Here is an 11,942-nt window from a genome sequence, read left to right as displayed (position 1 = left end):
CTCGACGAAGGCGCCGAGCTCGGCGCCCTTCACGCCGATCACCAGCCCGGGGTTGGTGCAGAACTGCCCGGCGCCCATGTTGAGCGAGGCGACGAAGCCTTCGGCGAGCTTGTTGCCGCGTGCCTTGAGCGCTTCGGGCAGCAGGAACACCGGGTTGATCGAGCTCATCTCGGCATAGACCGGGATCGGCTGGGGGCGGGCCTGGGCGGTTTTCATCAGCGCGGTGCCGCCGGCGCGGGAGCCGGTGAAGCCCACCGCCTGGACGCGCGGATCGGCCACCAGCGCCTGGCCCACCTCGCGGCCCGAGCCGAACAGCAGCGAGAACACCCCCTCGGGCAGGTCGCTCTTCTCCACCGCGCGCTGCACGGCGCGGCCCACCAGCTCCGAGGTGCCGGGGTGGGCGGAGTGGGCCTTGACGATCACCGGGCAGCCGGCCGCGAGTGCCGAGGCGGTGTCGCCGCCGGCCACGGAAAAGGCCAGCGGGAAGTTGGAGGCGCCGAACACGGCGACCGGGCCCAGCGGAATGTGGCGCTGGCGCAGGTCGGCGCGGGGCAGCGGCTCGCGCTCGGGCAGGGCCGGATCGAGGCGCAGGTCGAGCCATTCGCCGGCGCGTACCACATTGGCGAACAGGCGCAGCTGGCCGCAGGTGCGGCCGCGCTCGCCCTCGAGGCGGGCGCGGGGCAGGCCGGTCTCGGCCATGGCGCGTTCGATCAGTTCGTCGCCGATGGCCTCGATCTCGCCGGCGACGCTTTCGAGGAAGGCCGCGCGCTGCTCCAGCGTCGTCTCGCGGTAGACGCCGAACGCCTCTTCGGCCAAGGCACAGGCGCGCTCCACCTCGGCTTCGCTGCCGCCGCGATAGACGGGGTCGAGCGGCGCGCCGGTGGCAGGATTGACGGCGCGGATCTCGCCGCGGCTGCCGGTAACGGCCTCGCGACCGATCAGGGATGTGCCTTGCAGTGTCATGGGAGCTCCTTGCGCGGGATGCGACGGATCGACTTGTGATGCATGGTATGTCGTGCTACCTGTCATACAAGCCTACCGTAGACGATGCCGTCGCGTCGATCCAGCGCGGCGCGGGCGCGTATGGCTGTTTCGGGATCGGATGGACGGGCTTTGCCGCTGAGCCGGCTGCTTTACCGTGGGGGCCGGCTCAGCGAGCCAGCCAGCCGCCATCCACCGCCAGGGCATGGCCGTTGACGTAGGCCGCGGCGTCGGAACAGAGGAAGATCACCGCGCCGGCGAGGTCTTCCGGGGTGCCCCAGCGACCGGCGGGAATACGCCCCAGGATCTCGGCGCTGCGGGTGGCATCCTCGCGCAGGGCCTGGGTATTGTCGGTGGCCATGTAGCCCGGGGCGATGGCATTGACGGTGATGCCGTGGGCGGCCCACTCGTTGGCCAGCAGCCGGGTCAGGCCGAGCAGGCCGCTCTTGCTGGCGGTGTAGGCAGGCACCCGGATGCCGCCCTGAAAGGAGAGTACCGAGGCAACGTTGACGATTCGTCCCGGTGCACCCCGCTCCACCAAGTGTCGGGCGACCGCCTGGGCGAGGAAGAAGGCCGCCTTGAGATTGACGTCGACCACGGCCTCCCAGTCCTCTTCGGTGAACGTCAGCGCGGGCGCGCGGCGGATTGCGCCGGCATTGTTGATCAGCATGTCGAGCCGTCCGGTCGACTCGAGGGCGCGGGCCACGACGGCCTCGGGCGTATCGCGGCCCAGCTCTGCCTCGACGGCGACATAGCGCCGACCGAGGGCCTCGACTTTCTCGCGTGTCTCGTCGCTGTTGCTGCGATTGACGCCGACGATATCGGCACCTGCCTCGGCCAGCGCCAAAGCCAGGCCTTGCCCCAGCCCCTTGTTGCAACCCGTGACCATCGCCACACGGCCGTGCAGGTCGAAGCGGTTCATGGCGTTTCCCCGCGCCACGCTACCTCGTTGACCAGGCTGAGCGGGCGCTTGCCCTCGAGCGCCAGGGTGATGTTGTCCACTGCGCGCTGGGCCATGGCGTCGCGGGTCTCGTGGGTCGCCGAGCCCACGTGCGGCAGGGCCACCACGTTGGCCATGTGCGGCAGCGGCGACTCCGGCGAGAGCGGCTCCTGTTCGAAGACGTCGAGCCCGGCGGCGTGGATCTCGCCCGTCTCCAGCGCCGCGATCAGCGCCGCTTCGTCGACCACCTTGCCGCGGGCGATGTTGACGAAGATCGCCGAAGGCTTCATCAGCCCGAACTCGCGCCTGCCGATCAAGTGAGTGGTCTCCGCCGTCAGCGGCACGGTGACGCAGACGAAGTCGGCCTGGCTCAGCAGCTCGTCCAGCTCGCAGCGCACGGCGCCCAGCTCCTGCTCCAGCGCGGGCTTGGGCGAGGAGCAGGCGTAGAGCACCCGCATGCCGAATCCCAGCGCGCCGCGGCGGGCCACGCCGGCACCGATGCGACCGAAGCCGACCATGCCCAGCGTCTTGCCGTGTACGTCGGTGCCGAAGTGGGGCTCGCCGATGCTGGCCGTCCAGTCGCCGCGCTTGACCAGATCGGCCAGCTCGATGGCGCGTCTGGCGGTCGCCATGATCAGCAGAAAACCGGTGTCGGCGGTGGTCTCGGTGAGCACGTCTGGCGTGTTGCACAGCAGGATGCCGCGCCGGGTCAGCGCCTCGACGGGGTAGTTGTCGTAGCCCACCGAGATGGTGGCGACGGCCTCCAGTTGCGGGGCCAGGTCGATCAGTTCCGGGGCGATGACGAGGCTGGAGCCGACCAGGCCGTGCGCCTGACCCAGGGCCTGGCGAAAGCCGGGGTCGTCGGTACTCTTCAAGGCCTCGAAATAATCGACGTGGAAGCGTTGGCGAAGCTGGTCGAGGTGGATCGGTTTGAGGCGGGTGTAGGCGACGATGCGTTTTGTCATTGTGTGCGCTCTGTATTCGCTCTGGGGCGGGCGGGGCAGACTCAGCCTAGTCAAGGCCGTGGAACGGGGCAAATACGACGCCAACCCATCCAGTTTGCGACATGGGCCCTTGCCGCTACTGGCATACTTTCTGCGTCTGGACGATTTTAAGCATATCTGTGAGCGACAACTTGGTATACCTTTGCCAGACAGGCTTGCCTGAAAGCGACACCCAGACCCTGACGAGTTGAATGCCGATACAACCTATAACGATTCACGGCATTGGAGTATGAACATGTCCACGATGCCCCCGGCTTCGGCCACCCCGACTCAGGCCCTGCGCAAGACTCCCGCGCCCCAGACGCTGGGTTTTCTGTTGCTGGAAAACTTCACTCTGTTCTCGCTGGCCTCGGCCATCGAGCCGCTGCGCATGGCCAACCAGCTGGCCGGTCGTGAGCTGTATCGCTGGTTCACGCTGAGCGTGGACGGCGGGCCGATCTCGGCCAGCGATGGCCTTAAGGTCACGCCGGACGGTGCCATCACCATGCCGCTGGCGCTGGACATGATCATCGTCTGCGGCGGTGTGGGGCCCTCCCGCACCGTGCAGCGCGAACACGTCGTCTGGCTGCAGTCCCAGGCGCGCCTGTCGCGTCGACTGGGAGGCATTTGCACCGGCAGCTGGGCACTGGCCAAGGCCGGGCTGCTGGACGGCTACGAGACCAGCGTGCACTGGGAGTGTCTGGCGGCGATGCGTGAGTCGTTTCCCCGGACGGTGCTGACCACCCGGCTGTTCACCATCGACCGTGACCGCGCCACCGCCTCCGGCGGCACCGCACCGCTCGACATGATGCTGACCCTGATCGAGCGTGAACACGGGCGCGAACTTTCGGCGGGCATTTCCGAGATGTTCATCTGCGACCGCGTGCGCGGCGAGAACGACCATCAGCGCGTGCCGCTCAAGCATGTGCTGGGCACCACCCAGCCCAAGCTGCTGGAAATCGTGGCGCTGATGGAGGCCAACCTGGAGGAGCCCATCGAGCTCGCCGAGCTGGCCGACTACGTCGACGTCTCGCGCCGCCAGCTCGAGCGGCTGTTCCAGAAGTACTTGCACTGCTCGCCGTCGCGTTACTACCTCAAGCTGCGCCTCACCCGGGCCCGCCAGCTGCTCAAGCAGACCTCGATGCCGATCATCGAGGTGGCCTCGGCCTGTGGCTTCGTCTCCACGCCCCACTTCTCCAAGTGCTACCGGGAGTTCTTCGGTCTGCCGCCACGTGAGGAGCGGTTGGGCATGAGCCCGCTGCGCCAGCCGCCGCTGCCCGAGCCGCCGGCCGAGAGCCTGCTGCTGCAGCCGGTCAGCCTCGAGCCCGTGCCGGAGCAACCGATCTCGGCGGCGCTGGTGGCGCTCGACAACGCCCGCGGCGAGCCCACCTACGCCAGCGTGCGTCTGGACCACTGAGCCTGGCGGCTCGCGGCCAAAGCGCCGCGGGCCGTTTCCCCGCTTCTCTTGTCGACCCCTTCCCTGCTCCCGCCCCGACGGGAGAGGTATTGGCGTGCTCGGGCTCCGCCATGTCAGCGGAAGGCGCCATGAGTAGTAGCATTGTGCCGTTCGTCGCAGTCACGACAGGGATGACGCTTTTGGAATTATCGCCGTCGCTTCCAGAAGTCGGGACCCACCATGCCAGCGCTATGCTGCCTTCAAGTCAATCCATCCGGAGCACGCCCTCATGACGCCCCAAGACCTGCACGACGATGCCATCGTCATCGACGGCCTGATCATCGCCAAGTGGAACCGCGAACTGTTCGAGGACATGCGTCGCGGCGGACTCACTGCCGCCAACTGCACCGTCTCGGTGTGGGAGGGCTTTCAGGCCACCGTCGACAACATCGTCAAATCGAACCAGCTGATGGCCGAGTGCAGCGACCTGGTGCGCCCGGTGCGTACCACCGCCGACATCACCCGGGCCAAGGAAGAGGGCAAGACCGGCATCATCTACGGTTTCCAGAACGCCCACGCCTTCGAGGACCAGATCGGCTACGTCGAGATCTTCAAGCAACTCGGCGTCGGCATCGTGCAGATGTGCTACAACACCCAGAACCTGGTGGGCACCGGCTGCTACGAGCGCGACGGTGGGCTCTCCGGCTTCGGTCGTGAGATCGTCGCCGAGATGAACCGCGTCGGCATCATGTGCGACCTCTCCCACGTCGGTTCGAAGACCTCCGAAGAGGTGATTCTCGAATCGAAGAAGCCGGTCTGCTACTCCCACTGCCTGCCGTCCGGGCTCAAGGAGCACCCGCGCAACAAGTCCGACGAGGAGCTGCGCTTCATCGCCGAGCACGGCGGCTTCGTCGGCGTGACCATGTTCACCCCCTTCCTGCGCGCCGGGGTCGACGCCACCGTCGACGACTACGTCGAGGCCATCGAGTACGTGATGAACATCGTCGGCGAGGATGCCATCGGCATCGGCACCGACTTCACCCAGGGTCACGGCAAGGACTTCTTCGAGTGGCTGACCCACGACAAGGGCTACGCTCGCCGCCTGACCAGCTTCGGCAAGATCATCAATCCCGAGGGCATCCGCACCATCGGTGAGTTCCCCAACCTGACCGAGGCGCTGCTGCGCCGCGGCTTCAGTGAGACCCAGGTACGCAAGATCATGGGCGAAAACTGGGTACGTATCTTGAAGGATGTTTGGGGTGCCTGACGATAGCGGCTGAGGCGACTCCTCAGCGAGGAGCGCCGGGGGCAGACCGAAGAGGAGGTCCGGTTCCAGGGATGGAATCGGTAGCGTACAGGGAAGTATTCACAGCGCCTCCTCGCAGGCCTGCCGTCGGATCAGCTCCGAGCGGCGCTGCCAAAGACGATGCTCTGCCCGCAATGCCATAACAAACAAGATTTGAGGAAACCAACCGTGACCAAGATGGCCCCTGAGCTTCCCATCGAGGTGGATAGCGAAACCGGCGTGTGGACCACCGACGCCCTGCCGATGCTTTACGTGCCGCGGCACTTCTTTATCAACAACCACACGGCCGTCGCCGAAGCGCTGGGTGTGGATAAGTATGCCGAGATTCTCTACCGCGCCGGCTACAAGAGCGCCTGGCACTGGTGCGAGAAGGAGGCCGAGTTGCACGGTCTGGAAGGCGTCGACGTGTTCGAGCATTACATGAAGCGGCTGTCTCAGCGCGGCTGGGGCAAGTTCGTCACCGAGGCCATCGATCTCGACGCCGGTACCGCCCGCGTGCGCCTGGAGCACAGCGCCTTCGTCTATCAGCTCGGCAAGACGGGGCACAAGGAGGAGTACATGTTCACCGGCTGGTTCGCCGGCGCCATGGACCAGATCCTCGCCGCCCGCGGCAGTGCCCTGCGCACCGTCGCCGAACAGACCCAGAGCGCCGCCGAGCCCGGCTGCGAGGTAGGCATCTTCACCGTTCAGCCGTTGGCCGACGCCCAGGGTTGAGGAGGTTTCCATGGCATTCGACGCGATCTTCGAGCCGATCCAGATCGGCAAGCTGACCATCCGCAATCGCGTGGTCAGCACCGCCCACGCTGAGGTCTACGCCACCGACGGCGGCATGACCACTGAGCGCTACGTCAAGTACTACGAGGAGAAGGCCAAGGGCGGCTGCGGCCTGTGTATCTGCGGCGGCTCCTCCGTCGTCTCCATCGACAGCCCCCAGGGCTGGTGGAGCTCGGTGAACCTCGCCACCGACCGCATCATCCCGCACTTCCAGAATCTCGCCGATGCCGTACACAAGCACGGCGGCAAGATCATGATCCAGATCACCCACATGGGGCGCCGTTCCCGTTGGGACGGCTACAACTGGTCCACTCTGCTCTCGCCCTCCGGTATTCGCGAGCCGGTGCACCGCTCCACCTGCAAGACCATCGAGGAGGAGGAGATCTGGCGCATCATCGGCGACTACGCCCAGGCCGCGCGGCGGGCCAAGGAGGGCGGTCTTGACGGCGTCGAACTCTCTGCGGTGCACCAGCACCTGATCGACCAGTTCTGGAGCCCGCGGGTCAACAAGCGTACCGACCAGTGGGGCGGCAGCTTCGAGAACCGCATGCGCTTCGGCATGGAGGTGCTCAAGGCGGTGCGCGCCGAGGTGGGCGAAGACTTCGTCGTCGGCATGCGCATCTGCGGCGACGAGTTCCACCCGGACGGCCTGACCCACGAGGACATGAAGCAGATCGCCGCCTACTACGACGCCACCGGCCAGGTCGATTTCTTCGGCGTGATCGGCTCCGGTTGCGATACCCACAACACCCTGGCCAACGTCATTCCCAACATGTCCTTCCCGCCGGAGCCCTTCCTGCACCTGGCGGCGGGCATCAAGGAAGTGGTCAAGGTGCCGGTGATCCACGCCCAGAACATCAAGGATCCCAACCAGGCCCAGCGGATCCTCGAAGGGGGTTACGTCGACCTGGTGGGCATGACCCGGGCGCACATCGCCGACCCGCACCTGATCGCCAAGATCAAGATGGGCCAGATCGACCAGATCAAGCAGTGCGTGGGCGCCAACTACTGCATCGACCGCCAGTATCAGGGCCTCGACGTGCTGTGCATCCAGAACGCCGCGACCTCGCGGGAGTACATGGGCCTGCCGCACATCATCGAGAAGTCCGAGGGGCCGAAGCGCAAGGTGGTAGTGGTGGGCGGTGGCCCCGGCGGCATGGAGGCGGCGCGTGTCGCCGCCGAGCGCGGCCACGACGTGACCCTGTTCGAAGCCGCGGATCAGCTCGGCGGCCAGATCACCATCGCCGCCCAGGCGCCGCAGCGCGACCAGATCGCCGGTATCACCCGCTGGTATCAGCTGGAGCTGGCCCGCCTCAAGGTGGATCTGCGCCTCGGCACCCGCGCCGACGAGGCCACCATCGAGGATCTGCGCCCGGACGTCGTGGTACTGGCCACCGGCGGCCAGCCTTTCCTCAGCCAGTACCCGGAGTGGGGCTACTCGGAGAAGGCCGAGGAGAGCCTGGTGGTCAGCACCTGGGACGTGCTCTCCGGCAAAGTTGCGCCGGGCAAGAACGTGCTGATCTACGACTCCATCTGCGAGTTCTCCGGCGTTTCGGCGGCGGATTATCTGGCCGACAAGGGAGCCAAGGTCGAGATCGTCACCGACGACATCAAGCCCGGCGCGGCGGTGGGCGGCACCACCTTCCCGACCTACTACCGCAGTCTCTACGAGAAGGAGGTGATCATGACCTCCGACCTGATGCTGCACAAGGTCTACCGCGAGGGCGACGCCCTGGTGGCGGTGCTCGAGAACGAGTACACCGGCGCCATGGAGGAGCGAGTGGTCGATCAGGTGGTGGTGGAGAACGGCGTACGCCCCGACGAGGCGCTCTACTACGCGCTGAAGGAGCGCTCGCGCAACCGCGGCCAGGTGGATCTCGAGGCGCTCTACGCCGCCAAGGCGCAGCCCTGCTTGAGCGAGCAGGGCGAGGGTTACCTGCTGTTCCGCCTGGGCGATTGCACCGCGCCGCGCAATACGCATGCGGCAATTTATGACGCCCTGCGGCTGTGTAAAGACCTTTGAAAGCTATTGCGCTCGGGTAAGGAGAAAGTGGAGTCGAGTCCCTTCGACAGGACCGCGTCGCAGCGCCTCGGCTCGGGCGAATGCTAAGGGCGCGACGCCGGCTCCCCTTCCCACTCCTGCGTCGAGCCATCATTTCTAGCCTGCGAGGTGAGCGAGATGCTCGAGACCCTGCTGCCAATACTCATCTTCTCCGCCCTGGCGCTGGCCGTGATCGGCGCCGTGCGGCGCATTCGCCTGTGGCGCCAGGGTCGACCCGCTCGGGTTGATCTGCTGCGCGGGCTCGCCGCCATGCCGCGGCGCTATCTGGTCGATCTGCACCATGTGGTGGCACGTGACAAGGTCATGTCCAACACCCACGTGGCCACCGCCGGCGGTTTCGTCGCGGCGGCCGTGCTGATGATCCTGGTACATGGCCTGGGGCTCGGCTCTTCAGAAAGAGTGGGGCCAATCCTCGGCGGGCTGCTGCTGCTGGCCAGCGCCGCCATGTTCGTCGGCAGCCTGTTCGTCGCCAAACGGCGGCGCAATCCGCCGGCGCGGCTCTCCAAGGGACCCTGGATGCGCCTGCCGAAGAGCCTGATGGCGTTCTCGGCGAGCGTGTTCCTGCTCACCCTGCCGACGCTGGGCATCCTGCCTGCCGGAACGGGCAGCGTGATCCTCGCCCTGGCGCTGGCCGCGGTGCTGGTGTGGGGTCTGGGCGAAATGTTCTTCGGCATGACCTGGGGCGGGCCGATGAAGCACGCCTTTGCCGGCGCCCTGCATCTGGCCTTCCATCGCCGCCCTGAGCGCTTTTCCACGAAGGGGGGCGAGGGCAACCGCTCCACCGGGCTCAAGGCGCTGAACCTGGACGATCCCAAGGCGCCCCTGGGTGTCGAGACGCCCAGCGACTTCACCTGGAACCAGCTGCTCGGCTTCGATGCCTGCGTGCAGTGCGGGCGCTGCGAGGCGGCCTGCCCGGCCTTCGCCGCCGGTCAGCCGCTCAATCCCAAGAAGCTGATTCAGGACATGGTCGTCGGCATGGCCGGCGGCAGCGATGCCCACTATGCCGGCAGCCCCTACCCGGACAAGCCCATCGGCGAACACCGCGGCCACCCGCATGGGCCCATCGTGGCCCGTGAAGGCACTGCCCTTGTCGATGCCGAGACGCTGTGGTCGTGCACCACCTGCCGCGCCTGCGTCGAGGAGTGTCCGATGATGATCGAGCACGTCGATGCCATCGTCGACATGCGTCGCTTCCTGACCCTGGAGCATGGCAATACCCCGGGCAAGGGCGCCGAGGTGCTCGACAACCTGATTGCCACCGACAATCCCGGCGGCTTCGATCCCGGCTCGCGCATGCACTGGGCGGCGGACCTCAACCTGCCGCTGATGCGCGACCTGGGGCAGGTCGACGTGCTGCTGTGGCTGGGCGACGGGGTCTTCGACATGCGCAACCAGCGCACGCTCAGGGCGCTGGTGAAGGTGCTGCGTGCGGCCGGCGTCGATTTTGCCGTGCTCGGCAACGAGGAGCGCGACAGCGGCGACGTGGCGCGCCGCCTGGGCGACGAGGCGACCTTCCAGTCGCTGGCCAAGCGCAACATCGCGACGCTGTCGCAGTACCGCTTCCAGTGCATCGTCACCTGCGACCCGCACAGTTTCCATGTTCTCAAGAACGAGTACCGCGAGCTGGGCGGCCCTGATTTCAATGCAAACTGGGTTGTGCGCCACCACAGTACCTACATCGCCGAGCTGTTCGAGGCGGGCCGGCTGCACTTCGCGCCCTGGAAGGGCGGCCGCGTCACCTATCACGACCCCTGCTATCTGGGCCGCTACAACGGCGAATACGAAGCACCACGCAACGTGCTCAAGGCGCTGGGCATCGAAGTGGCCGAGATGCAGCGTTCGGGATTCCGCTCGCGCTGCTGTGGCGGTGGCGGCGGCGCGCCGATTACCGACATCCCGGGCAAGCAGCGGATTCCCGACATGCGCATGAATGACGTCAAGGAGACCGGCGCCGAGCTGGTGGCGGTAGGCTGCCCGCAGTGCACCGCCATGCTCGAGGGGGTGGTCGATGCCACCGCCGAGGTGCGCGACATCGCCGAGCTGGTGGCCGATGCCCTGGTGGAGCGCCCCGCCGGCTCCGGTGGCAGTAGCGATAGCGCTCGCCCCCCGCAGTCTGCCTCCGGTACCCGCCCCGTAATGAAGGAGGTCACGTCATGAGCGAGATCGTGCGTCGCGATCCGCGCCGCGAGTGGATCGCCCGCAACCGCCTGCATCCCGAGCACGAACGGGTGCTGGCCGAGCTTGGCCAGAGTGCCGGGCATGGCATGGCGGCGACGGAGTGGATGGGCCCCAACGGCGTGATCCGCAAGAATCCCCATGCGGTCGGCTTCATCGGGCCCAACGGTATCAAGCGCATCGACCGCAGCGGTGTCCAGCAGGCTGCTGCTGCGGGACGTGGTGCCAGTGCCGGTAGCAAGGCCGCCGACGAACGGCGGCAGGTCATCATCGAGGCCCCGGACTTCCTGGTCGCGGTGGTTCCGGATCTGCCCGGCGGGCGTCTCTCCAGCCACGACCGCGACCTGCTGGGCCTGGCCCGGCAGCTGGCCGATGCCGATGGTGAGCGGCCGGGTGCCGTGCTGGCAGTGGTCTTTGGCCAGGCGGATGTCGAAGGGTATGGCGAAGCCGGCATCGATCGGCTGCTCGTGCTGGAGGGCGATGACATCGACGGCTACGCGCCGGAGGCACGCCTGGCGGCACTCACCGCCGTCGACGGCGAGTTTGCCCCGCGTCACTGGCTGTTGCCCGACTCCAAGCTGGGCGGCGCCGACCTGGGGCGGCGCCTGGCGGCGCGCCTTGGCGAACGGCCTGCCGCCGGCGTCTGGCAGGTCGAACGGGACGCTACCTGCGCGCTGGGCTGGCGCTGTACCGGGCGCGGTGCTGCCAGTACCAGCGATATCCAGCGCGCCCTGCCGCGTGTGGTACTGGCACTGGCCGAATGTGCCGAACCCGTTTCCGAGACCCGCCATGCGGCCCGTCCGCTGGCCTTGTCGCAGCCGCTGCCGCCCCTGCTGGGGCGCATCGAGGACCTGGGCCAGGTGGCCGTCGACCCGGCCGGCGTAGCGCTCTCCGAGGCCGAGTTCATTCTTTCCGCCGGCAACGGCGTCAAGGACTGGGATGGCTTCCATCAGGCCGCCGAGGTATTGGGAGCGACCGAAGGTGCCTCGCGGGTGGCGGTGGACGATGGCTTCATGCCGCGCCATCGTCAGGTGGGCGCCACCGGGACCTGGGTCACCGCGCGGGTCTACGTGGCGGTGGGCATCAGCGGTGCCATTCAGCACCTGCAGGGCATCCAGAACTGCGACAAGGTGGTGGCCATCAACCTCGATCCGGGGTGCGACATGATCAAGCGCGCCGACCTGGCGGTGATTGGCGACTCGGCGAGCATACTCGCGGCGCTGGTCGAGATGGTCCAACGGCAACGAGAGGAGAAGCGCGATGCGGCCTGATGCCCAGACGACTGGAGCGCGAAATGCAGGTGCACAAGCGACTAGTGCTCAGCA

At 67.1% G+C, this 11,942-nt stretch carries 9 protein-coding genes; 6 read left to right on the top strand and 3 right to left on the bottom strand.

Annotated elements, in window-relative coordinates; translation table 11 throughout:
- From C4S71_RS18995 to C4S71_RS18985, 3 genes are all read right to left on the bottom strand, one after another.
- Window positions 1-963 (bottom strand): aldehyde dehydrogenase family protein (locus C4S71_RS18995; protein ID WP_146064629.1); only part of this gene is annotated, 963 nt, incomplete at its 3' end.
- 187 nt (window positions 964-1,150) lie between these two features.
- The gene (gene kduD, locus C4S71_RS18990; RefSeq protein WP_103970209.1) at window positions 1,151-1,903 is read right to left on the bottom strand and encodes a 2-dehydro-3-deoxy-D-gluconate 5-dehydrogenase KduD; all 753 of its coding nucleotides are present in this window, start codon (window positions 1,901-1,903) and stop codon (window positions 1,151-1,153) included.
- Window positions 1,900-2,886, bottom strand: a complete 987-nt coding sequence (locus C4S71_RS18985) for a 2-hydroxyacid dehydrogenase (protein WP_086509103.1) — start codon at window positions 2,884-2,886, stop codon at window positions 1,900-1,902. Before C4S71_RS18985 ends, kduD begins: the two co-directional genes overlap by 4 nt.
- 274 nt (window positions 2,887-3,160) lie before the next feature.
- Between C4S71_RS18985 and gbdR the strand changes: the two genes are divergently transcribed.
- The 6 genes from gbdR to etfA all read left to right on the top strand — a co-directional run bounded on the left by gbdR (window position 3,161) and on the right by etfA (window position 11,888).
- On the top strand, window positions 3,161-4,321 hold the full coding sequence (gene gbdR, locus C4S71_RS18980) for a choline metabolism transcriptional regulator GbdR (protein WP_234240431.1): 1,161 nt from the start codon (window positions 3,161-3,163) through the stop codon (window positions 4,319-4,321).
- A 268-nt stretch (window positions 4,322-4,589) separates the two neighbouring features.
- Complete coding sequence (locus C4S71_RS18975) at window positions 4,590-5,567, top strand: dipeptidase (protein WP_103970208.1); 978 nt, start codon at window positions 4,590-4,592, stop codon at window positions 5,565-5,567.
- A 207-nt stretch (window positions 5,568-5,774) separates the two neighbouring features.
- Window positions 5,775-6,320, top strand: coding sequence for a DUF5943 domain-containing protein (locus C4S71_RS18970; protein ID WP_086509105.1), 546 nt, complete (start codon window positions 5,775-5,777; stop codon window positions 6,318-6,320).
- A 10-nt stretch (window positions 6,321-6,330) separates the two neighbouring features.
- Window positions 6,331-8,403 (top strand): dimethylglycine demethylation protein DgcA, encoded by a 2,073-nt coding sequence (gene dgcA, locus C4S71_RS18965; RefSeq protein WP_103970207.1) that lies wholly within the window; start codon window positions 6,331-6,333, stop codon window positions 8,401-8,403.
- Between the two features lie 156 nt (window positions 8,404-8,559).
- Window positions 8,560-10,599 (top strand): (Fe-S)-binding protein, encoded by a 2,040-nt coding sequence (locus C4S71_RS18960; protein ID WP_103970206.1) that lies wholly within the window; start codon window positions 8,560-8,562, stop codon window positions 10,597-10,599.
- On the top strand, window positions 10,596-11,888 hold the full coding sequence (gene etfA, locus C4S71_RS18955) for an electron transfer flavoprotein subunit alpha (RefSeq protein ID WP_103970205.1): 1,293 nt from the start codon (window positions 10,596-10,598) through the stop codon (window positions 11,886-11,888). Before C4S71_RS18960 ends, etfA begins: the two co-directional genes overlap by 4 nt.
- Window positions 11,889-11,942 lie beyond the last annotated feature (54 nt).

Origin of the sequence: Billgrantia desiderata (assembly GCF_900108215.1) — a bacterium.
Classification (GTDB): Bacteria; Pseudomonadota; Gammaproteobacteria; order Pseudomonadales; family Halomonadaceae; genus Halomonas; species Halomonas desiderata.
This window is presented reverse-complemented; position numbering and strand designations above follow the sequence as displayed.

Coding starts and splice junctions, on each gene's coding strand:
- kduD (WP_103970209.1), bottom strand. CDS start 1,903: ATGAACCGCTTCGACCTGCACGGCCGTGTGGCGATGGTCACGGGTTGC.
- C4S71_RS18985 (WP_086509103.1), bottom strand. CDS start 2,886: ATGACAAAACGCATCGTCGCCTACACCCGCCTCAAACCGATCCACCTC.
- gbdR (WP_234240431.1), top strand. CDS start 3,161: ATGTCCACGATGCCCCCGGCTTCGGCCACCCCGACTCAGGCCCTGCGC.
- C4S71_RS18975 (WP_103970208.1), top strand. CDS start 4,590: ATGACGCCCCAAGACCTGCACGACGATGCCATCGTCATCGACGGCCTG.
- dgcA (WP_103970207.1), top strand. CDS start 6,331: ATGGCATTCGACGCGATCTTCGAGCCGATCCAGATCGGCAAGCTGACC.
- C4S71_RS18960 (WP_103970206.1), top strand. CDS start 8,560: ATGCTCGAGACCCTGCTGCCAATACTCATCTTCTCCGCCCTGGCGCTG.
- etfA (WP_103970205.1), top strand. CDS start 10,596: ATGAGCGAGATCGTGCGTCGCGATCCGCGCCGCGAGTGGATCGCCCGC.